21 protein-coding genes, 1 tRNA gene and 2 pseudogenes are annotated in these 22,689 nt (G+C 29.1%); 5 read left to right on the forward strand and 19 right to left on the reverse strand.

The features are described from left to right. Positions 1–39: 39 nt before the first annotated feature. The gene (locus H2277_RS06095) at positions 40–1,164 is read left to right on the forward strand and encodes a metallophosphoesterase (RefSeq protein ID WP_337201463.1); all 1,125 of its coding nucleotides are present in this window, start codon (positions 40–42) and stop codon (positions 1,162–1,164) included. Further along, positions 1,164–1,964, forward strand: a complete 801-nt coding sequence (locus H2277_RS06100) for a phosphatidylserine decarboxylase (RefSeq protein WP_337201464.1) — start codon at positions 1,164–1,166, stop codon at positions 1,962–1,964. The genes H2277_RS06095 and H2277_RS06100 overlap by 1 nt, the downstream gene beginning before the upstream one ends. Here H2277_RS06100 and H2277_RS06105 read toward each other — a convergent pair. From H2277_RS06105 to H2277_RS06135, 7 genes and pseudogenes are all read right to left on the reverse strand, one after another. After that, positions 1,961–2,242 carry a FlhB-like flagellar biosynthesis protein gene (locus tag H2277_RS06105; protein WP_038837253.1) on the reverse strand — a complete coding sequence of 94 codons (282 nt, stop codon included), beginning with the start codon at positions 2,240–2,242 and terminating at the stop codon, positions 1,961–1,963. The genes H2277_RS06100 and H2277_RS06105 overlap by 4 nt on opposite strands. After that, complete coding sequence (locus tag H2277_RS06110; RefSeq protein ID WP_337201466.1) at positions 2,239–4,290, reverse strand: flagellar hook-length control protein FliK; 2,052 nt, start codon at positions 4,288–4,290, stop codon at positions 2,239–2,241. The genes H2277_RS06105 and H2277_RS06110 overlap by 4 nt, the downstream gene beginning before the upstream one ends. Then, the gene (locus tag H2277_RS06115) at positions 4,283–5,470 is read right to left on the reverse strand and encodes an MFS transporter (RefSeq protein ID WP_337201467.1); all 1,188 of its coding nucleotides are present in this window, start codon (positions 5,468–5,470) and stop codon (positions 4,283–4,285) included. Before H2277_RS06115 ends, H2277_RS06110 begins: the two co-directional genes overlap by 8 nt. Then, complete coding sequence (locus H2277_RS06120) at positions 5,448–5,945, reverse strand: hypothetical protein (RefSeq protein ID WP_337201468.1); 498 nt, start codon at positions 5,943–5,945, stop codon at positions 5,448–5,450. Before H2277_RS06120 ends, H2277_RS06115 begins: the two co-directional genes overlap by 23 nt. Next, positions 5,945–6,227, reverse strand: a pseudogene (locus H2277_RS06125) (AtpZ/AtpI family protein). The gene H2277_RS06120 and the pseudogene H2277_RS06125 overlap by 1 nt, the downstream one beginning before the upstream one ends. After that, positions 6,224–7,498, reverse strand: a complete 1,275-nt coding sequence (hemL, locus tag H2277_RS06130) for a glutamate-1-semialdehyde 2,1-aminomutase (RefSeq protein ID WP_337201470.1) — start codon at positions 7,496–7,498, stop codon at positions 6,224–6,226. Before hemL ends, H2277_RS06125 begins: the two are co-directional and overlap by 4 nt. After that, the gene (locus H2277_RS06135) at positions 7,488–7,874 is read right to left on the reverse strand and encodes a hypothetical protein (RefSeq protein WP_337201471.1); all 387 of its coding nucleotides are present in this window, start codon (positions 7,872–7,874) and stop codon (positions 7,488–7,490) included. The genes hemL and H2277_RS06135 overlap by 11 nt, the downstream gene beginning before the upstream one ends. 79 nt (positions 7,875–7,953) lie before the next feature. Here H2277_RS06135 and folD point away from each other — a divergent pair, with 79 nt between their 5' ends. Both folD and lepB read left to right on the forward strand, forming a co-directional pair. Continuing rightward, positions 7,954–8,802, forward strand: a complete 849-nt coding sequence (gene folD / locus H2277_RS06140) for a bifunctional methylenetetrahydrofolate dehydrogenase/methenyltetrahydrofolate cyclohydrolase FolD (protein ID WP_337201472.1) — start codon at positions 7,954–7,956, stop codon at positions 8,800–8,802. A gap of 8 nt (positions 8,803–8,810) precedes the next feature. Next, entirely contained in the window at positions 8,811–9,662 is an 852-nt protein-coding gene (gene lepB, locus H2277_RS06145; protein ID WP_337201473.1) for a signal peptidase I, read from the forward strand. Between the two features lie 649 nt (positions 9,663–10,311). On the opposite strand, the gene H2277_RS06150 is transcribed toward lepB, so the two are convergent. The 7 genes from H2277_RS06150 to H2277_RS06180 form a co-directional block, all read right to left on the reverse strand. Continuing rightward, positions 10,312–10,386 (reverse strand) — tRNA-Gly (locus H2277_RS06150). A gap of 45 nt (positions 10,387–10,431) precedes the next feature. Then, on the reverse strand, positions 10,432–11,598 hold the full coding sequence (locus H2277_RS06155) for a molybdopterin molybdotransferase MoeA (RefSeq protein WP_337201474.1): 1,167 nt from the start codon (positions 11,596–11,598) through the stop codon (positions 10,432–10,434). Further along, positions 11,595–12,851: a UDP-N-acetylglucosamine 1-carboxyvinyltransferase gene (gene murA, locus H2277_RS06160; protein ID WP_337201475.1), complete on the reverse strand. Its 1,257-nt coding sequence runs from the start codon at positions 12,849–12,851 to the stop codon at positions 11,595–11,597. The genes H2277_RS06155 and murA overlap by 4 nt, the downstream gene beginning before the upstream one ends. 479 nt (positions 12,852–13,330) lie before the next feature. Beyond that, complete coding sequence (locus H2277_RS06165) at positions 13,331–13,900, reverse strand: aminodeoxychorismate/anthranilate synthase component II (protein ID WP_337201476.1); 570 nt, start codon at positions 13,898–13,900, stop codon at positions 13,331–13,333. Continuing rightward, positions 13,897–15,672: a bifunctional anthranilate synthase component I family protein/class IV aminotransferase gene (locus H2277_RS06170; RefSeq protein ID WP_337201477.1), complete on the reverse strand. Its 1,776-nt coding sequence runs from the start codon at positions 15,670–15,672 to the stop codon at positions 13,897–13,899. The genes H2277_RS06165 and H2277_RS06170 overlap by 4 nt, the downstream gene beginning before the upstream one ends. Continuing rightward, positions 15,662–16,726, reverse strand: a complete 1,065-nt coding sequence (locus H2277_RS06175) for a tyrosine-type recombinase/integrase (protein WP_337201478.1) — start codon at positions 16,724–16,726, stop codon at positions 15,662–15,664. Before H2277_RS06175 ends, H2277_RS06170 begins: the two co-directional genes overlap by 11 nt. 494 nt (positions 16,727–17,220) lie before the next feature. Next, entirely contained in the window at positions 17,221–18,210 is a 990-nt protein-coding gene (locus H2277_RS06180; RefSeq protein ID WP_337201479.1) for a c-type cytochrome, read from the reverse strand. A gap of 149 nt (positions 18,211–18,359) precedes the next feature. On the opposite strand from H2277_RS06180, the gene H2277_RS09310 reads away from it, so the two are divergent. Continuing rightward, positions 18,360–18,500, forward strand: coding sequence for a hypothetical protein (locus H2277_RS09310; protein ID WP_337215901.1), 141 nt, complete (start codon positions 18,360–18,362; stop codon positions 18,498–18,500). Here the strand turns inward: H2277_RS09310 and H2277_RS06185 are convergent. The 5 genes and pseudogenes from H2277_RS06185 to H2277_RS06205 all read right to left on the reverse strand — a co-directional run. Further along, positions 18,488–19,120, reverse strand: coding sequence for a hypothetical protein (locus H2277_RS06185; protein ID WP_337201480.1), 633 nt, complete (start codon positions 19,118–19,120; stop codon positions 18,488–18,490). The two genes, H2277_RS09310 and H2277_RS06185, sit on opposite strands and share 13 nt — an antisense overlap. Beyond that, the gene (locus H2277_RS06190; protein WP_337201481.1) at positions 19,117–19,353 is read right to left on the reverse strand and encodes a hypothetical protein; all 237 of its coding nucleotides are present in this window, start codon (positions 19,351–19,353) and stop codon (positions 19,117–19,119) included. The genes H2277_RS06185 and H2277_RS06190 overlap by 4 nt, the downstream gene beginning before the upstream one ends. Then, entirely contained in the window at positions 19,328–20,386 is a 1,059-nt protein-coding gene (locus tag H2277_RS06195) for a DHH family phosphoesterase (protein ID WP_337201482.1), read from the reverse strand. The genes H2277_RS06190 and H2277_RS06195 overlap by 26 nt, the downstream gene beginning before the upstream one ends. 8 nt (positions 20,387–20,394) lie before the next feature. Then, positions 20,395–22,569 (reverse strand): flagellar biosynthesis protein FlhA, encoded by a 2,175-nt coding sequence (gene flhA / locus H2277_RS06200; RefSeq protein WP_337201483.1) that lies wholly within the window; start codon positions 22,567–22,569, stop codon positions 20,395–20,397. Then, positions 22,553–22,689, reverse strand: a pseudogene (locus tag H2277_RS06205) (transcriptional regulator); the annotation flags it as partial. The gene flhA and the pseudogene H2277_RS06205, both read right to left, overlap by 17 nt.

A 22,689-nucleotide genomic window follows, 5' to 3' on the forward strand; every position in this document is an offset into this window, starting at 1 on the left:
TATACAGATATTTAATATTTACTTGATATAATTACTTTTATGATGTATTTGCTTTTATCTTTTATTATTTTAGTTATATTTGGTTTGGTTAATTTATATGTTTATAAGCATTTGATTAAAAAATTTTTACTTTTTAAGTATTTTCAAAAAATTTTTGCATTAGCTTTTTTTGTGCTTTTTTTAGCTCAAATTATTTTTTTGATCTTAAGAAGAGATGATTATCTAAACGATACATGGTATGAAATTTTATCCATGACTTATGCTCCAAGTTATTGTCTTTTTTTTGTTACTTTAGTACTTGATTTTTTTAGACTTTTTTTAATTCTTTTGGGGAGAGCTTATAAAAAGATTAATATTTTTATTCGTTTGATTTTTGAAATTATTGTTATTTGTATTTCTGTATTTTTAATTTATATGGGTATTTGCAATGCTTTAAGAATTCCTGAAATCAATACTTTAAACTTAAAAATCAGTGGCTTAAAAAAAGATCTAAAAATAGCTGTTTTAACAGATATGCATTTAGGTAAAAATTTACATGAAAAATTTCTAGATCAAGTGATTAATAAAGTCAATTTGCAAAAACCAGATATGATTTTTATCATCGGCGATTTAATAGATGCAAATTCTAAAGATTTAGAGCCTTATATTTCAAAATTAAATAATTTTAAATCCACTTATGGAACTTTTTATACTGTGGGAAATCATGAGTATTACCATGGAATCAATCATGTTTTAGACTTGCTTAAAACTCATACAAAAATGAAAATTTTGCTCAATCAAAATGAAGATCTAGGTTTTATCAATGTTGCCGGTTTAGCAGATCTAGCCGGAATAAGCAAGGGGTTATATGCTCCTAATTTAGCAAGGATTAAAGCGGATTTAAATACATCAAAACCAAGTATTTTGCTAACACATCAGCCAAAAGCAGCTTTGCTTTATGATTTGAGTGCTTTCGATTTGATTTTGAGCGGACATACCCACGGGGGACAAATTTTTCCTTTTATGTTTTTGGTTAAACTTCAGCAAGGTTTTGTTTATGGGCTTTATAATTTAAGCGCAAAAACAAAATTATATGTTAGCAGCGGAGCGGGTTTTTGGGGTCCAAGTCTTAGGGTTTTTGCTCCGAGTGAAATTATTATTTTAAATCTTAAAGGAGACTTGTAATGAATTTTTCAAGAGAAAGTTCTAAACTTTTTGGTCTTATAGCTCAATTTAAATTTCCAAAAATCATTCAAAAAAAAATCAATCAATGGTATGTGAATTATTTTAAAATCGATATGAGTGAATTTGATGATGTTTTAGAATATAAAAGTTTAAATGAGCTTTTTACAAGAACTATGAAAATTCCACGTGCTATAGATGAAGGTTTTATAAGTCCTAGTGATGGAAAAATTTTGCAATGTGGAAGCACTTTTTTAGCTGATGAAGAATATTTCGCTTTTTCTATTAAAGGGTGTACTTATAGTGTTGTAGAACTTTTAAAAGATAGTTTTGAACCTCATGAATTAGAAAAAGGATTAGATTATATCAATATTTATCTTTCTCCAAGAGATTATCATCGTTATCACAGTCCTTGTGATATGCAAATTTTAAGTGCGACTTATACAAGAGGAGCACTTTATAGTGTCAATGAAAAGCATTTAAAGTCTATTAGCAATCTTTATACTAAAAATGAAAGAGTAAGTTTAAAATGTCAAAATGAAAAAGGTATTTTTTGGCTTGTTTTTATAGGCGCGCAAAATGTTGGAAAAATGTGTTTTAATTTTGATGATAGCATTAAAACTAATGCTAAATTTTCTTATAGCTTTACGAAAAAGTATGAGAATTTAAGAGTAAAAAAAGCCGAAGAACTTGGGTATTTTGAATTGGGTTCTACTATAGTGTTGATTGCTCAAAAAGGCATATGGAATAAAAAAATAAAAATAGGGCAAAAAATCAAATTTGGAGAGAGTATTTCTGATTAATTTTTAGGAGTTTTATTTGCCATTTGATAGATAAAGGCAAAAACTTCAGCCACTGCTTTATACATATTTGGCGGGATTTCATCTCCAAGATCAAGTTTACTTAAAATTTCGATTAAATCCTCATCTTCTTTTATGGGTACTCCATGTTCTTTAGCTAGAGAAATGATTTTAGCAGCACTTTCTCCTTTGCCGCTTGCAAGAACTTTTGGTGCAGAATGTTTTTCTTTTTGATAGCCTAAGGCTACAGCCTTTTTGATGGATTTTTTAATCTTACTCATACTGTTTTATCCATACCCATTTCAAGATCTAAATTCTTTATATCCCTGCTATCAAATTTGCTTCTTATGATATCACCTACAAAGAAATTAGCGCTTAAAAGTCCTGCTTTGTTGATATTTTTTTTAAGCTCATGAGCATTTTCATAAATCGTTTTTCTAAATTCTTTATTTTCAGCCATGATGTTTATATCTATATATTTTTCATGGTTTAAAGAAATTAAAATTTCCAAATCACCAAGTTTAGCAAATTCGAGTTTTATTTGGGCAAAGAATTTATCTTTTTTACCTCTTCTAAACATAATTTTAGAATCATTAAGATCTTCCCAAGAGAAAGGCAAATAGGTATTAATAGAATCATTTGCTAAGGAAATAAGCTGATTGATTTCAATTTGAGCCAAAAGCCTATTGGTTTGATTATAAACAGCTTCATTACCTTCATTTTTGGCTAAATTTGAAATTTGCAAAAGAGTGGATTTGATATCATGATGTAAAGATTCTGCCACATCTTGATCTGTTTTTGGCTTGATTTGGGCTAAATCCTTTATAGATAAATCAAGTTTGCGTTCTAAATTTTTTATTTCAGCTTGATTGGTTTTTGTACGTTGAACATGAGGTTCTAATTCCCTTAAGCTTTCATTGAGTCTTCTTGAAAGATTACCAAGATCCTTGCTTAGATTTTGCACTTGATCTAGATCTAAATTTTCTACCACAAAGGCTAAATTTTTGACATTATTTTGCTTGTTAAAAATTTCTTGATTTCTAAAAAGATTTTCTTGATTTTGTGTGTTATTTTGAGGTATTTTTTGCATATTGTTTTCATTTTTGGTTTCAAAAAATTTAGCATTTTCTTTAGGAGTGTTTTTTACATTTTCTTGATTTGAGTTATTTTTATTTTTATCTTGAAAATTTTCTATTTCTTTTTCATCTTCTTTGTTTGTTTTTTGATCATTTAAATGATCATTTTCTTGATCATGATCTTTTGTTTTATGTTCTAATTCGTTATCTTGTACTTGTTTTACTTCGTGAGAATTTTCATTTTTAGTTTCATTTTTATCTGAAATAAGGTTTTTTAAAATATCATCTTCATCATGATTGGGCATCTTTAAATTTGATTTTTCTAAAATATTTTTTAAGGTATTTTCTAATTTTTCAAAGGCTTTGGCTGTATTTTTTAATATATTTGTATCTTGAATCATTATATTTTCTGGCTTGTTTAAAGCTTTGAAAAAATCATTTTTTAATTCTTTTATATCTTTTGAAATTTTATAAGCGATATCAATGATTTTATTTTGAGCTAAGCTAGGGTTCTTTGTGATGTAATTTTTAAAATTTTCTATTTTAGAGCCTAATTTAAGAAGAGCTTTGAAAGAGCTTTGATTTAAAATTTGCGTATTTTCCTTTTTACTGGTTTGTAATATGTTTTTAAGTTCTTTTAGGGTTTCTTTTGGGCTTAAATTTGCAGCAGCCAATTGAGCAATTTGGGCACTAAGTTTTTCATTACTTAAGCCTTTTATTGTACTCAAAAGAGAATAAAAACTTTTAGGCAGGTTTTCTTCATTTAAAGCATCTTTTAATTTTGCTTCAAAAAATACACCTGAATTTTTAAATAATGGAGCTAGATTATTATTTTTAATTTCGCTTGCTGGTTTTAAAATTTGATTTAATTTATCTAAAACTTGAGAAAAAACATCATCTTTAGCAAGCTCAGTGCTTAATGTTTTTAATTCATTGGCAAAATTGGGAGCTAGGTTTAAATTTTTACTTTGTTTAAGTACAGGTGAATCAGGATTTTTTTGAGAATTGATTTGTTCTAAAAGCTTATTAACAAGTTCTTTAAGTTTTGTACTAGTTTCGTTTTGTATAAGCTTAGTAATAATCTCTTCATTGCTTGCATCTTTATCTAGCCCTAAATTTTGTTTTAAGGCATTAGAAAGTGCTTCTTTTGGATTTTCTTTAGAATTTACCTTATCTTTTGTTGGAGTATTATCTAGCTTGATATCATTTTTTTGTGCGTTAGCAATTTGACTTGTAAGCTGAGTATTAATCATCTAACATCACCATATTTCCAGGCTTTTTACTGAATTTTTTACTTAGGATATTAGGTCTATTGATAGTAAAAAGTATTAAAAATCCAAGCAAAGAAATGTAAAACCAAGTAAAACCCTTTGTGTCAAAATATTGCATCAAAAGACCCAAAATCAAAGGCCCAAATAAAGATCCTAAAGAATAACAAAAAAGAACGCCGCGTCCTAATTCTACGCCTTTATTTTTGATCACCAAAACATCATTAGCTCTAGCAAGTGCCAAAGCATAGAGGCAAAAAATTCCCATACCTAGCAAAAAAGATAAACAATATTGAACATACAAACAAGGTTTAAAAAAAACAAAGACAAGCATAGTGAGAAAACCTATGCTTGCACAAGTAATAATGGCAAATTTTCTACCTAGTTTATCTGAGATAGTTCCCATGATAGTTTGAGCAAAAAAGCCACCTAAAATTCCACAAAAAGTAAAATAAGACACAGCTTGATTATCAAATTTTTGCAAAAGTATAAATAAAGGAGCCATTGAAAAAAAGCCATTTATAAGCATTCCAGCTATAAAACTAGTGATGATAGCCAAAGGCGCGATATCAAAAACTTTTGGTACGGAAATAGGGCTTGATGTGGGCAAAAGAGGTTCTTTTATCTTGATCAAATTTAGTGGCAACGAAGAAAATAAAATCAAAGCGGCACTTAAAATAAAAACATTATGCCTACTTAGATCAAGAGCAATGATCAAAGTTCCTATGCCAAAAGAAAGATAAAATACTATTTCATAAAATCCTAGTATTCTTGAACGTATAGCGTTTTTGCTTTTTTCATTGAGCCAAGATTCTATTACCATTAAAAAGCCATAATAGCAAATGCCTATTAAAAATCTTAAAACAGCCCAAAAGATGAGATTATTGCTAATAGTATGCAACATAGCTGAAATTCCAAAAATAGCACCAAATAAGCCAAAAGATCGTATATGGCCTATTTTTGAAATAATTTTATGCGCGCTTATAGTCCCAATAAGCCCACCGATAAAAAAACAAGAGCTGATAATCCCTACGACCAAAGGACCTTCTCCTCTTTCTTTAAGAACAACGCCGATTGAAGTAACAATCAAAGCATTACCAGCAAATAAAAAAGCCATACTGGCAAAAAGTGCTGTCATTGATTTAATAATTTTTTTTGGACTCATATCTTACATACGCAATAAAAATAAAAATACAAATAAGCAAGCTTGAAATTCCACACAAATAGCCAACAATGTGAAGTATTCCTTGTCTGTGTAAAAATAAAAAACCCGCAACTAAAACCACATAAGCAAAAATTTTTAATAAATTAAAAAATGCTGCAAAAAAATACACTTTATTTTTTATACTAAATTCTAAATCGTCTTTTAGAATTGTAAATTTTATATTTTTAGGCAGACTTTTCACTTTTTTGAGAGAAAATAAAAATAAATTTTGATTGATTTTGTATTTTCTTGCTTGAGAATAGATCATTTTTTTGTAGCTAAGATAAGAAGTTATAATAACCAGCAAAATACTAAAAAACGCTATTTCAAAGCTAAAAAATATATTTAGATTAAAAGGGTTTAAAAATAAAAAAGATAAAAAAAATATAATATGAATTAAAAATATAATCACAGCAAATGCTTTTTTATATTGCATTATTTATTTTTCTCTTTTTTGGATAATTTCTTTTACTAATTCATCACGTTTTGCAAATTCCTCATAGCTTTTCACTTGTTTTTTATAGGCTTTATAAACGTTGAGTATTGCACCAGAAATTCCCCAAAAAACCCCAAGCCAAAATAGCCAAGGATAGGGAGTAAATTTTTTGAGTAAATATCCAATACCAATACCAATTAAAACAGCAATAACCATAGAAATTCCAAGGCTTAAGCCATCGGCAGCTTCTATGGTTTTGTGGATGATTTTTTTTCTGTTCATAGGTGCTTAAAGCTTTCTTTTACTGCTTCTAAGGTGATGTCGATCATTTTATTATTCATTTTAGAGCAAATAAAACCCGTTTCAAATTGAGAAGGAGCAAGATAAATTCCATTTTTAAGCATTTTTTGGTGGAATTTTGAAAAAAGTTTAAGATCTGATTTTAAAGCATCTTGATAATTTTCAACCGGCTTTTCTGTGAAAAAATAACCAAACATAGAGCCAACATAGCAAGTTTGCAAAGGAATTCCCTTTTCAGAAGCTAATTTTTTCATACCATGGGTTAATTTTTTAGCCAACTTAGCTAATTTTTCATAAAGATCTTTTTTCTTTTTTGCCTTAGAAATGCTAGCAATTCCTGCTGCCATAGCCAAAGGATTTCCGCTTAAAGTTCCAGCTTGATAAACCCCACCTAAAGGACTTAAAATATCCATAATTTCAGCTCTAGCCGCAAAAGCTGCTGCTGGTAATCCACCACCAATAACCTTTCCAAAAGTGACAATATCAGCTTTAATATGATTCACCCCATAAGATCCAAGATATGAAGCTCTATAACCACTCATAACTTCATCAAAAATAAGTAAAGTTTGATTTGCTTTGCAAATTTGCACCAACTCTTCTAAAAATTCTTGTTTAGCCGGTACTAAGCCCATATTTCCAGCTATAGGTTCTATGATAACACAAGCGATATCTTGATGTTGTTTAAAAAGTTCTTTGACGCTTTGAATGTCATTGTATTTTGCAACTAAAGTAAATTGCGCGATTTCATTTAACACCCCTAAAGAACTTGGAGTATTAAAGGTAGCAGCGCCACTTCCAGCACTCACTAGTAAAGAATCCGAATGTCCGTGATAACACCCTTCAAATTTTAATATTTTATCTTTTTTTGTAAATCCACGTGCAAGGCGAATCGCACTCATTGTTGCTTCTGTTCCGCTATTGACAAAACGGATTTTATCTAAATGTGGAAAATCTGATAAAACCAAATTTGCAAGTTCAGTTTCTAATAAAGTAGGGGCTCCAAAACTTGATCCCTTTTTAAGAGCATTTTGACAAGCCTTTTGAATATCTTTATCGCAATGACCAAAAAGCAAAGGTCCCCAACTTTGCACATAGTCAATATAAGATTTTCCCTCAATGTCAACAATATAAGCACCCTTACCATGATCGATAAATCTAGGCTCACTTTCTACATTACTAAAGGCTCTAACTGGTGAATTTACACCGCCTGCTATGATTTTACATGCTTGTTCAAAAGCTTTTTTATTTGTCATTTTTCACTCCTTTGGTGTTTATGGATTGTTGTTTTTTATTTTTATTAAATTGGCTAATGTAATTATACAAGCTTATAATTTCTTCATTGGTTAATGAATAATTTGGCATAATGGATTTAGCGTTTTTAATTTGGTTGAGTGAGTTTTTAAATTTTTCAAAACTAAGGTTTTGAATGCTTGGAATTTTATAAGGCGTTTTAATCCCTTTTTTTAGATAATATCCTAAAATTTGCTCACTTCCGTCATTTCCATGACATTTTTTACAACTGATTCCTCTAGGATTTTCATAAAGCATTTTAGCGTATTCTCTTGGGGTGATAAAATCAGAACCAAAAAGAGTGAGGGTTGTGAATAAAAACGTTATAAGAATTTTCAAAATTTAACCTTGCTAATGAAATTTTAATATGATACAATTTTTACTTTAAAAAAGTAATAAAATTTTATAAAGGAAAGTAATGATTTTGCTTGACGGTAAAGCCTTAAGTTTGAAAATCAAAGAAGAGCTTAAAGAAAAAAATCAAATGCTTAAGGAACAGGGTGCGCAAGCTTGTCTTGCTGTGATTTTGGTTGGCAACAATCCTGCAAGTCAAACTTATGTTAATTCCAAAGCTAAAGCTTGTGAAGCATGTGGAATTAAGTCTTTGGTATATCATCTTGATGAAAATACAACCCAAAATGAACTTTTAGCACTCATTAATACTTTAAATTACGATGATAGTGTGCATGGAATTTTAGTGCAGCTACCTTTACCAAGTCATATTAATAAAAATTTAATTTTAGAAAGCATCATAAGCAGTAAAGATGTGGATGGTTTTCATCCTATCAATGTAGGATATTTAAATTTAGGCTTAGAAAGTGGATTTTTACCTTGCACTCCGCTTGGGATTATGAGGCTTTTAAAATCTTATGAAATCAATTTAGAAGGTTTAGATATAGTTATTATAGGAGAATCAAATATAGTCGGACGCCCTATGGCCACGATGTTTTTAAATGCTGGTGCGACGGTGAGTATTTGTCATATCAAAACAAAAGATTTAAAAATATACACTCAAAAAGCTGATTTAATTGTGGTAGCGGCTGGGTGTGTGAATTTATTACGTTCTGATATGATAAAAGAAGGAGTGATTATTGTAGATGTTGGGATCAATCGCCTTGATGATGGTAGAATAGTAGGTGATGTTGATTTTGAAAATGTTTCAAAAAAAGCAAGTTTTATCACCCCAGTTCCTGGAGGAGTTGGGCCAATGACTATTGCTATGCTTTTAGAAAATACGGTAAGATCGGCCAAAAATAGATTAAAATAGGAAAATTCATGATTTTTTTTAAAAAACTTTATAGATTTTGTCAGTCTTGGACTGGGACGGTTATTATTGTTCTTTTGGTTATGTTTTTCTTTATGCAGGCTTTTGTAATTCCTAGTGGTTCTATGAAAAATACCTTATTGATACATGATTTTTTATTTGTGAAAAAATTCAGTTATGGTATCCCAACTCCGCATATTCCTTGGTTAGAAATTCCTGTTTTGCCAGATTTTAACAAAAATGGTCATTTAATCGCAGGATCAGGGCCAAAAAGAGGAGATATAGTGGTTTTTAGATATCCTAGAAATACAAAACAGCATTTTGTCAAACGTTGTGTTGGAGTAGGGGGGGATAAGATAGTTTATGCAAATAAAGCCCTTTATGTAAGAATGCACGAGGGCGATGAATTTATGCGTTCTCATTATCCCAAAGATTTGGTTAAGCTTGGCGAGGAAATTTATGTTAAAGAACCTTATAAAGAAAAAGGAATTCATTACGATCCAAAAAAAGATATAGAAAGTGATATATTGGCACATTTTGCCATAAATGATTTTGCTATGTCACCAACTTATTTTAAAGAACTTGGAGATCAAGTAGGCTTTAGCGGTGGAAATGCTTATGTTTTTGAAGTCCCTAAAGATGAATATTTTATGATGGGGGATAATAGAGACTATTCTTATGACAGTCGTTTTTGGGGAAGTGTTCCTTATAAATTTATAGAAGGAGAGCCTTGGTTTGTGTATTTTTCTTGGGATGATAATAAAGACATTGTTAGATGGGAAAGAATAGGAAGAAGTGTTGAGACTTTAGAAAATAACGATGCTTATATTCACAATTATGATGAAAATGACACTTTAGGTTAAACAATAAATTGAAAATTTCTAAAGAAATTTTCAATACCTTTACTCTGCAATAAAAATTCAAAAATTTGTATCTTTGTTAAAATTAAAAATTATTCTTAAAAACGTTTTTTGTTTTGAGTGCAAATATTTAAGCATTATAATATAATTTTGATTATAGGTAATTAGATTACAATACAAATTAAAAGTTATTCTAAATGATCTTTGTAAATTTCTTTATTTTTATATAAAATATATTTTAAGTCAAATTTAGTATATTGATTACATTGCCTTTTTAGTTGTTTTTATGTTACTCGTAATTGTTTTTTAATAACATGCTAAAATAATAAATTTTATTTATTCAAATTATAAAAAAAATTAATTTTATAATTTTAATTATTTTTTGCTATAATTTCAATTATCTTTAAATAATAAAATATTTAAAGATATGAACATCTTTCAAAGAGTAAGTTTAAAGCTAAATTAGTTTCCTTGACTTCATCTTTCACTCTTTTAGCTTTAGATTAATCATTCTAAATTAAAGTTTGGTTTTTTAGCAATATTGTTTTTTAGCAATATTGCTAATTCTTTATTTAAAAATAATCATATTTTTTTAATTGTTAAAAAATAGGATATAGGATAAATTATATTAAATTTCAAGAAAGAATCGAAGTGGAGCGGGAAACGAGATTCGAACTCGCGACCCCAACCTTGGCAAGGTTGTGCTCTACCCCTGAGCTATTCCCGCAAGTAAAAGCGAAATTGTAATAAATTTTTTATTCTTTGTCAAGAATTAGAGCTTTAAAAGCTGTATTTGATCTCCTTTTTGATAAATTTCTACATCCTCTTCGCTTATGAGTAAGAATTCGCTACTAATTAAAGGCAGTATCATGCCTGATCCAAATTGATTGTTATTAAAAGGTATGAAAAATTCATCTTCTAAATTTCCTAAAATGAAATTATTTCTTCCTTTTTTAATTTTTAGATCAGTTCCCATTTTAGCACTAATCTTACAAGATTTATGAGAGGCATTACAAAGTAAATCAATAATTTTTCTAGCAAAAATAAAACAAGAAAGATAAGCCGCCATAGGATTTCCTGGTAAAACTAAGGCCAATTGTTTATCTTTTTTGTAAAGTTTAGTAGGACGAGCAGGGCGCGCTTTTACACCCTTAAAAATAGTCTCATAATTTAACTCATCAAAAACTTTTTCTAAAAAATCAGCTTCACCCACACTTGCACCACCAGAAGTGATTAAAAGATCAAAATTTGTTTTTAAAAGAGTATCTTTAACTATATTAAAATCATCTTTTATGATTCCAAGGTATTGAATTTCACAATGATTTAGCATAGTTATTAGTGGCAATGCATTAGCATTGTAAATGTTTTCTTCGTCGCAAATTTGCCAAGGTTCTTTAAGCTCATTGCCACTTGAGAAAATGCCTACGCGAATTTTTCTTACAACTTCAATTTTATAAATTCCTTGAGAGGCGAGTAGGGCAATATGTCTTGAATTTAATCTTGTTCCTTTTTTGAGTAAAAATTCACTTTTTTTTAATTCTTCACCCTTTAAACGCCTTGCGTTAAATTGCTTAGGAATTTTTTTGACAATAAGCTTACCATTTTCTAAATACTCATCCTCGATCATTAAAATCGTATCAGCATTTTTTGGCATTTTTGCTCCAGTCATAATCTTATAGCATTCATTTTTGCCAATTTTATAAGTTTGATTATCTCCTGCAAAAATAACACCTTTTATACTTAAAGCTTCTTTTAAATCTGCATAATTAAAAGCATAACCATCTAATGCCGCATTATCAAAACTGGGTAAATTTTTTTGCGCATAAAGATCTTTTGCTAAGATGCGATTTTTTGCATTTTCTAGACTGATGATTTCAATTTCTTCTAAAGGCGTAATTTCTTTTTCTAAATCTTTTAAGGTTTCAAAAAGATTTTTCATTCCTCAAGCCTTGTGATTTTAGCTCCTAGGGCTTTAAATTTATTTTCTAAATTTTCATAACCTCTATCCAAATGATAAATTCGATGCACTCTGCTTGTGCCTTTAGCAGCAAGAGCAGCAAGTATAAGCGCTGAAGAAGCGCGTAAATCTGTAGCCATAACATCAGCTGCATTAAGTTCTTTGCCACCAACTATGGTTGCAATGTGTCCATTAAGTTTAATATCTGCTCCCATTCTTAAAAGCTCACTTACATGCATAAAACGATTTTCAAAAAGTCTTTCATCGATGATACTTGTTCCTTCTGCTTTTAAAGCCAAAGCCATAAATTGCGCTTGCATATCAGTTGGAAAGCCTGGATATTCGCTGGTTAAAATTTCTATAGGCTCTATTTTTTTAGCTGGAAATAGGGTAATATTATCATTTTCTATTAAAGTTTTAAAACCCATTTGATCGAGTTTTGCTAAAACAGCTCCTAGATGTTCTGTATTGACTTTTTTAAGTTTGATTTGTGAATTGGTGATGGCTCCTGCACAAAGATAAGTTCCTGCTTCGATTCTATCTGGAATCACACTAAATTCTTTGAAATTTAAAAGCTCACCATCTGTACCATAAATTTCAAGTTCATTACTTCCTATACCTTTAATATCAAGTCCCGCATCGGCCAATATTTCGCAAAGTTGCACGACTTCTGGCTCTTTAGCTACATTTAAAAGCTTAGTTTTTCCTTTAGCTAAAGCTGCAGCCATGATGATATTTTCACTGCCTGTAACAGTGATCTTATCAAAAAGAATTTCAGTCCCTTTAAGTTTTCCATTCGCAATTACATAGCCTTGTTTAATTTCTATATTTGCACCCATTTTTTCTAAAGCACTTAAATGCAAATCAATAGGTCTTTGACCTATAGCACAACCTCCAGGCAATGAAACTTCACAATGCCCAAAGCGTGAAAGTAGTGGACCTAACGTGAGTATAGAAGCACGCATTTTACGCACGATATCATATTTGGCAATAGTTTGATTAAGCATGGTTGTGTTTATAATTGCGATATTGTTTTCAAAATTTGTTTTTGCGCCTAAATTTTCAATCAAGGATATTAAGGTTTTAATATCTGCTACATTAGGAACATTGGACATTTTAACTTCATTTTTAGCAAGTATAGTAGACGCGATTAAGGGTAGAGCGGCATTTTTAGCACCGCTGATTTGAACTTCACCTTCTAAAGAATCAACACCTTCAATTTCTAAAAAAGTCATATTTTTCCTTAAAAAATAAAATGCCTTATTATAGCATTCTTAAACTTTTGGAAAAATTATTTATTTTTGTTGATTTTAAAGCTCTTGAATTTGTACCTGAATAGTTGCAGATTGACTAATTATGACTTTGAAAACTTGCAAGTTGATTTTTATCAGCATTGGCTATTTTTCCAGTAAGTTCTGTTATTTTTGCTTGTATTTGGGCTAACTTTTACATCAATTGCGCAAGCTTATCTGCATTATCATCTTGAGAATTCGATTCATTGGAATTTTGATTATCTTTAGATTGTAATTGCTTACTGGATTTTTCTTTCGCCTCTTAAAATGGTAACTTTAATAGCAAATTATCTTTAATTTTAACTATTTTCTCTATCTGAATTTATCTTAGTGTATTGATTTAAGCCGCTTAAAGTATTATTGATTTGCATAATTTTAATAGCCTTAAATATTGTCATTTTCTAGCATTTCTTATGTTAAAATCAATGAATTTTCATAAAATTACGTAGTATTTTTTTACCCTGTTGGCTTAAAATGGCTTCAGGATGGAATTGAATCCCATAAATATCATATTTTTTATGCTTAATTGCCATGATAATGTCTTGAGAATTTTTGGCTAAAATTTTACATTTTCTAGGCATTTTACTTATATGTAAAGAATGATATAAACAAATTTTAATATCTTTTTTTACACCTTTAAAAAGTGGATCTTTTTTAAAGACAAGGGTCGAAGTTTTACCATGAGTTGGATTTTCCATTTTACTAACTTCACCTTTAAAGGCTTTGGCTATACATTGATGTCCTAGGCAAATTCCTAAAATTTTTTTACTTTTTTTAAAGTACTTTATAGCTTTAAGACTTAGTTTGGATTCTTCTGGAGAATTTGGACCTGGAGAGATGATTAGATGTGTAAAATCAAATCGGCTTAAATCTTTTGCTTTTTTAAATTCGTCATTTTTGATAACTTTGCATTGATATCCTAATTCTTTTAAATAAAAAATAATGGTGTAGCTAAAAGAATCGTAATTATCTATAAATAAAATTTTTTTCATTGTAAATGAACCTTTTTTAGGCCTCTAACGGAATTAATACAATAAATTTCATCCGCCTCTATCAAATCTTTTTCATAAAGATTTTTTTCTTGCACATAGCCTAATTGCACCAAAAAAGAGCGGTAAATTCCATTTAATAAGCCACTATTTAAAGGTGGCGTATAAAATTTACCATTTTTATTTATAAGTATATTGCTTCTTGAACCTTCACAAAGTTCATTTTTTTCATTAAAAAACGCTATATCATAACATGAATTATTTTTCCACAATGAAGCCTTATCTTCGTATAATTTTCTTATAGAACTTTTATGGTATAAAAAATCGCTTTTTGAGTTTAATTTTTCCTTGCTTAAAAGTAGGGTATTACCTGTATTATCTTTTATATGATGATAAGAAATATGGTAATTTCCATTTTTTTCTAAAATAAGTTTCACAATGGCTTGTTTATATTTGGTTTTAAGCTTGCTAGTATAAAATAAATTATGTGTTTTTAAAAAAAGTTTTTTATTTAGTTTGTGGATACTTAGGTTTAAAAACTCATTTACATCGGCTTTTTCTTGCAATATTTGACTAAATTCTTTAAGTAAAATTTGAGTGTTAAAGCCAAATTTTATAGCTGAATTTAAAAGCCTTTGTAGGTGTTGTTTGAAAAATAGAATTTTGCCATTTTTATAATACATAGTTTCAAAAAGAAAAAAATCTTTAGGCATTAAAAATTTAGCCTTTAATTTTAACTCATCAAATTCATCATTTAAATTAGAATCCCAAACTAAGCCACCGCCTACACTGTATTGATAATTTTCTCTTTTTTCTAAAGTGCGTATTGTAACGCTAAATTTACTTTTATTTTTATGTATAAGTCCTATCGAACCACAATAAATTCCACGTTTTCTTTTTTCAAGATTTTCGATAAGTTTTATGGTTTCAATTTTAGGAGCACCGGTGATTGATCCACAAGGAAAAAGAGCTTTGAAAATTTTATAATAATCAATATTTTTCTTTAAAGTTCCCTTAATTATAGAAGTCATTTGATGTAAAGTAGGGTAGCTTTGTATCTTAAAAAGTTTTACTTTCATACTTTGTTTTTTAATAAGCTTAGAAAGATCATTCCTTAGAAGATCAGCAATCATCACATTTTCGCTTAAGTTTTTAATATCATTTTTTAAAAAAAGTTTATTTTCCTTATCTTTTTTTGGATCTTTATCTCGCTTGATTGTTCCTTTCATAGGTTTTGTGATGATCGTATTATTTTTAGTTTTGAAAAATAATTCCGGAGAAAAAGATAAAATTTCTCGATTTTCATCTTTAATATAAGCTTTAAATTGCGTATTTTGTCTTTTTAATAAAAGATTAAATAGATCAAAGCCATCAAGTAAAGTGTTAAAATGAAAATTTTGAGTGAGATTAACTTGATAGCTTTGACCTTTGGCAATCGCTTCTTTAACTTTTAAAAAATTTTCTTTATAGTTTTGAAAATTAAGCCCATCATAAAAAGAGGGTAAAAATCTATCCTCATCAATAGAAAAAACAGAAAATTCCCTCCTTTTTTTGTAAGCAAAAAACACCAAATAAGCCTCTTTGCTTTTAAAATTATCATCATATAAATATTTATAAAATTCATAATCAGCAAAGACTATAAAATAAAATTTTTCTTTATATTTTTCTGCAAAATTAAAATATTTTTTGCTTTGTTTTTGATTGTAAGCTCTTAAAACGTATTTTAGATCATAATATAAATACTTTCCAAAAACTGCAAAATTTTCAGCGCTCACTGATCTCCTTTGCAACTTGCGCAGCAAGTTTTAATTTGTCGTTATCAAAATGAGTATAAATTCTTGAGGTATTTAAACTTGCATGTCCTAAGGCTTCTTGCACTAAAACTAAATCTTTTTGTTTTTTATAAAGCAAAGTAGCAAAAGTATGACGCAACATGTGTGCTCCATTTTTTTGTTTACGAATTCCTGCGCGAAATAAAAGTTGCTCAACGATGCGACTAACGTAAGATTGGGTTAGGGGAGTGCCTTTTTTATTGACAAAAAGCAAGGTATCTTTGCTCATATAGTTTATTTGTACATTTTTAAGTAAATGCTCTATTAGTTCTTTTTTAATCATAACAATGCGATATTTATTACCTTTTGATCTTATTCTTATAAGATAAAGATCGTTTTCTTCGCTGATGTCGCCCATTTTTATATTGATAGCTTCACTGACGCGAATTCCTGTAAAAATGATGATTTTGATAATGAGTTGATTGCGTATAGTATTGCTTTTAAAATCAGCATTTTCTATAGCATCAAGAAATTTTTTAACTTCTTCTTCGCTCATAAATTCAGGTAGTTTAGCACCTTTAGAACCTGTAATTCCTGCCCAATTTTTAAGATTAATATCAAAGATATGAGATTTACCATCCTCTTCATTTTGTTTATCTAAAAAATCAAAAAAATTAATCACAGCAATTCTGTGATTTTTTTTACTTGCATCAGATAAAGATCCTGTAATACTGGCTAAAATTTCAACCATTAACTCTTCATCGATTTGTTTTAGAGAGTGGAGTTTATAAAATTTTAAATATTCAAAAAGCTTTTTTAAAGGATTAAAATAGGTATTAACTCCGCTTAAACCTATATTTCTTGCTTTTTTTGCCAAGGCATCTAATTCTTCTATATTTGAAATGCCTTTGGTAAGTGCGAAATTGATTTTAGCTAAAATTTCTGGATTTTTGAGTTCTTTATTTGAAAGAGAATTGAGTTTAAATTTTACATACTTAGCTAACCAAAATAAAAAAGATTTTTCAAAATTTTCTTCACAATCTAAAGGATATTTCATTTTTATTTTTCCCGATTTTATTTTACAAAGAATATATTTTAATATCAACTTAGTAAAAAAAAGCTTTTTATGAGTCAAAAAAACTTTTTAGATTAAAAAATATAAAATACTTAAAAAAGTATGATAAAAAGTATGATAAAAGGTAAAAATACATATTAAATTCTAATTTTGTATTGAAAACTATAATTTTCAAACTTTTTTATTTTTATGGATATAAAGCGTTTGTTTATACTTTAAAGTATGGATATTTCATATTTCAAATACTTTACCTTTTGTAAGTTTCTAACTTATCCATAAAATTTATTGTATAAATTTATTGATTTTTATTTGTATTTTGAAAACTAAATTTTAGCTTTATTTTTTTTAATTTTAATACCCTATTGCGAATTTTTGAAAATTCTTTTTTTATAATTTGTAAGGAAAAAAGATTGTAATAAATTTTTAGAGAGAAAATTAAGAAAGATAAAGGCAAGAAATTTTCTTGCCTTGGAGAATTATTTTTTTAACATTGGTTTATAAGGTCCATAACGATGTTGTGTTGTAGAGAAGCTATCATCATAAGGTCCAACATCCATATCTAAAGGTTTTACTTTTCTATCAGGGAAATCTTGATCTCTATGTGGTTTTACAGGACGAGATTGGGAATTCATATAGGCAGCTACATCATAAGATTCCTCAAGAGTTAGGTTAGGATCGCCTTGTGGCATATTTTCTTTAATGTAAGAAGCTGCTTTGATCAAGCGATACATTCCTGCCCCTGTATTGTAACTATCTTTTCCCCATAGTGGTGGATAAATGTAATAAGCTCCTTTAGTGTCTTCATTTTTTAAACCTCCGCCATTTTCTTGGTGGCAAACTGCACATTTATCCATATAGATTTTTTTACCTTTTTTTGGATCGGCTGCTCTTGCAAGATAATCAATTTTTTTAAGGCTTTGGCCTTCGATCTTAGCTCCTACTGGAACACCTTGAGATAGCCATTGCATATAAGTAAGCATTGCTTTCATTTCTGGAGAATTTTCAGGCATACGTTTACCATTCATAGATCTTTCATAGCAACCATTGATTCTATCAGCCAAAGTGATCACTTTATCGGCTCTTGCATTGTATTGTGGAAACCTTCCCCAAATTCCTACAAAACCTGCTTGATTTGGAACACTTCCAGCCGCTGCATGACAGCTAGAGCAAGATAGATTGTTTCCAGCAAATCTTTTTTTTGGATCTTTTGCTTGAGGTCCGGTGTATCTACTAGTTTCATTAAGAATTTTGTTACCAAAAATTACCATTTGGGCATATTTAGAATCTTTTGGCATTTTACTCTCATCGATTGTACCGTCTTCATTTAATGCTTTAGGCAAAACCCATTTAGCTTTAGGTAAGTCAATACCTGTAGCACTTTTTGTTTTTTCTAATTTTTGATCAAGTGCAAATGCACAACTTCCAAATAACATTAATGCCAAAGCCACAGAAATTTTCTTTTTCATAAGCTTTTCTCCTTTTTAGAAAATTGAATCACGATTAATTATATAACTTTGGTTAATAAAAGTCAATGAAATTAAATTTTTAATGGAAAACTAAAGTAATTTTAAATAAAATACAAGTTTGCAATATTTTATATAAGGTTTAATTTTCAATGAAAAATTTAAGTATTCAAGAAAAAAGAGATTTAGACACTTGTGTTTTTCAAACCCTAGGGCAAAACAATTTTTCCGATAAAATCGGTTTTTTTAAAAAAATATTTTTAAAAATTAAATTATTTTTTTATTCTAAATAATACCAATTAAAATCTTCGGCTGTGTAGGAAATATCTTTAAAATCTGGAGATTCTATAAAGAATTTACACTTTTTATTTAAATTTTCTATACCATAGACTTTCATGGCCATTTTAGAATTATGTCTTAAAAGTTCTATGCCAACACAAGCTTGGTTATTGACTTTATAAAGTAAGGTTCCGCCCTCTTTTGGATCCATATTTAAAATATCTAAATTTGGATTTTTGCTCATATCATCTATATTTTGACTAAAATTATAATGCAGTTTATAATAAATCATAATATCTTGCATAGCATGTTTTAAATCTTGAATCATTTGAGAGATTGTTTGTCTATCGTTTTTATATAAATTTAAAAAATCACGATTTAAAAAATCATTAAAATTAGAATCTTTATCTAAATTTTTACAAGAATTGTAAGTTTTTAAAATTTGCACTTGATCAGATTTAATTAAAAGATCTAAACATTTTTTATTGTTTTTGTAAAAATAGACTATTTTTGCATTTTCAACTTTAAAATTTTTATCAGAAGTTTTTTTATAAGCAAAATCACTCAAATTTTCATAAATATTGGCATAACTTAAAGAATATAAGCTTAAAACTATCGTAGCTATTTTTTTCATAGAAATAAATCCTTATGGTTGTTTTTTAAAAATTCCACAACTTCTAAAATTTCATCAACGCCCTCTTTTTGAGAATCTTTTAATACTAAATCTATATTGTCTATATATACCTCAATGGCTGATTCCAATTTCTCTCTTTTAACTCCGGCATATAAAAGCATAGCTTCTAAAACAATGCTTAATTCATATTGTAAATCTTCTAATTCTTCATTTAGGTTCTTTTGTTTGGACATCTTTGTTTTCCTTTTTTAATTCTTTGCTTTTAATAAGATCAAGAATTTGAGCTTTAATATAAGGGTAATTTGAACTATCTTTATAAGCTGAAAATAACCCACCACTTGCATTCTTATGCCCTCCTCCACCAACTAATTTTTTAGCCATTAAACTAACATCGATTTTACCATTTGCTCTAAAACTTAATGTTTTTCTTGAACTGACATCAATAAAAAAATCATAGTTTGGATTTTTAATCAAAAAATCATTTCCAATAATAGAAGTGTTTCCTATATTAACGGTTAAAATTCCCTTATGTCCTTCATATTCTATACTAAATTCATCTTTTAATTCTCCTAGTTTTTCAACAACAAAACTAGAAATTAAATTGGCAAGCGTATCATCATAATTTCTCATAAAAAAATCTTTTTTTATAAAATGTATAGCATTTTCAAGTAAAATATGAGAATTTTCTTTTCCTATAAATTTGATAGCTCTTTCAAAAAGAAAAAATATATAATAAACTTGTATTTCTTTAAACATCACTCGATTGATTTCTTTAGCGTTAGCAACCAAGCCTAAAAAAACTTTTCCAAGTTCAAAATTTTCATCCGCGCTTAACCAAATATCTACAGCATTAACTACATCAACAAAATGTGAAAGTTCTAAATCTGTGTGGCAAATTTTAGAGAAAAAATCATAAGTGATTTTAGTAGCTGATCTTTTTGAATCTAATAGATACCAAGGATATTTTTTTGCACACTCTTCCCCACTTTGATGATGATCAAGTAAAAAAATCTTAATCTTTTTTTCTTGACATATTTTGCTAAATTCTTCGCATTGTGAAAGGCTTAAATTTAAATCTGTGATTAAAATGATCGCTTTTTCAAAATTTTCATCTTTTTCGATGTCGCTTAAAATAGTATTAAAATTATCATTAATTTCTTTTCCGTAGTTTGAGTTGTAAAATTTCACATTCTTAAAATAAAAATGAGTGATAAATTGACAAGCATAACCATCAAGATCTGTATGCGAAAGATGATAAATTTTCATTATTTTCCTTAAAGTTCTATCTTAATAATACCTTCTGTATTGAAATTGGTATTTTCAGCAATTTCAGCAAAGCTTAGCACAACAATGTTAATATTAAAGTTATAACAAATATCGGCAATAAATTTTCTAAGCTGCGGCTCAACACAAAGTATGAAAGGTTTGATACGACCATTAGAAACCGCAGCTACTTCAGCTCTTAAAGTATCGACTAAAACGCCAGTTTGCGCCACACTTAAAGGTAGATGATAGCTACCGTCTCTAAATTGGACATTTTCCATTAAAATCGCCGAACTAGCAGAATCTAAAATAAAAATATCTAAATTTCCTTTATCATCTAAATACATATTTGTAATCATTCTTGCTAACGACGCTCTTACATGCTCTATAATCATATCAAAACTTTTACTTACTTCAGCGATATCGCTAACCGATTCTAAAATAGTAAGCATGTCTTTAATTGGAATATGATATTTGAGTAAATCTTTTAAAATCTTTTGAATAAGACTTACAGGCGCCACACTTAAGGCACCTTCAACTATGATAGGATAATCGTTTTTAACCTTATCTAGGAGGTTTTGCACTTCTTGACGTGTTAAAAGCTCGCTTGCATGTGATTTAATAAGCTCACTCATGTGAGTTGAAATCACGCTCGCAGGATCGATTACTATATAACCATTAAGAGTTGCTTCATCTTTTAAATTCGCATCAATCCAAAGTGCATCGGAATTAAAAGCAGGTTCTTTGGTAGCTATGCCCTCAATTTCTTCAGTGATAAATCCACTATCCATAGCCAAATATTTATCCGGATAAATTTCAGCACTCGCTATAGAAACCCCTTTTAATTTAAAGCTGTATTCATTAGGCTTAAGCCTTAGATTGTCACGAATTCTTATTTTTGGCATTAAAAATCCTAAGCTTTCTGCGATACTTCTTCTCATGGATCTAATTCTTTCAGTCAATTCACTTTCAGCTAGTTTTATAAGTCCGTATCCAAGCTCAAGTTCTAGAATTTCAACTTTAAGAATATCATTAATTTTATGTTCTTCTTCTTTTAAAATTTCTTCTTCGCTTTTCTTAGCAGGAGCTGCGGCATTTGGAGTAGCCGCTCCACCACTAGCTGCAGCACTTGGTTTAGTTTTTTTAGCTGCCATGATTTCAATTTTACCCTCTTTTACTTGTTTAGTTAAAAATCCTAAACCTAAAAAGACTAAAGACATAAAACCTAAGGATAAGTGAGGCAAACCTGGCACTAAAGCAAAAATAAACAAAACAAAACCTACGATTAATAAGGTTCTGTATTCGCTTAAAAGCTGATTCAAGGTTCCTTCTGCGAAATTATCTTCATCTTTACTTGCGCGAGTGATAATAATAGCTGTAGCCGTAGAAGTTATAAGGCCAGGAATTTGAGATACAAGTCCATCGCCTATGGTAAGTATGGTATAGGTCGAAGCAGCTGTGGATAATGGCATATCGTGTTGAAAAGAGCCAATTAAAAAGCCTCCGATAATATTAATAATTGTAATAATAATACCAGCAACCGCATCACCTTTGATAAATTTACTCGAACCATCCATCGCACCATAAAAATTCGCTTCAGCGATGATTTCTTGTCGTCTTGCACGCGCTGTTTGTTCATCAATAAGACCAGCATTTAAATCCGCATCTATAGCCATTTGCTTACCAGGCATCGCATCAAGTGTAAATCTTGCTTGCACTTCAGAAACCCTAGTACTACCTTTGGTTACAACCATAAAGTTAATCAAAACAAGGATACAAAATACGATTACCCCAATAACCATATTTCCACCAACCACGAATTCACCAAAAGAAGCGATGATTTCACTTACAACTTCAGGTCCATTTTGTCCTTCGCTCAAGATCATACGCGTTGTAGCGATATTTAATGAAAGTCTAAAAAGCGTTATAATTAAGATTAAGGTTGGAAAAGTGGTTAAATCAGTTGGTTTTGGAATATAAATAGAAATAAGGATAATCAAAACCGATAAAGCAATACTCAAAGCCAAAAAAAAGTCCAAAATAGGACTTGGCAAAGGAACGATAATAATAGCTAAAATACAAACTATAAAACCAACTATAGTAAGACTTTTAGCCTTTAAAATCGGTCCAATTAATGGCCCTAAAAAAGGAAAGATAAGTTCAAATATTTTATTTTTTTTTGCCATTTATTTTTTTATAATATCCGCTAAGGTTATAGAGTTTAAAAATCCATCTATTTTATCTTGTAGTTCTATAAGCATGGGCATAAGAGTACAATCTTTTTCTTTATTGTCAGGACACACCCC

Origin of the sequence: Campylobacter sp. W0014 (assembly GCF_020135975.1) — a bacterium.
Taxonomy (GTDB): Bacteria; Campylobacterota; Campylobacteria; order Campylobacterales; family Campylobacteraceae; genus Campylobacter_D.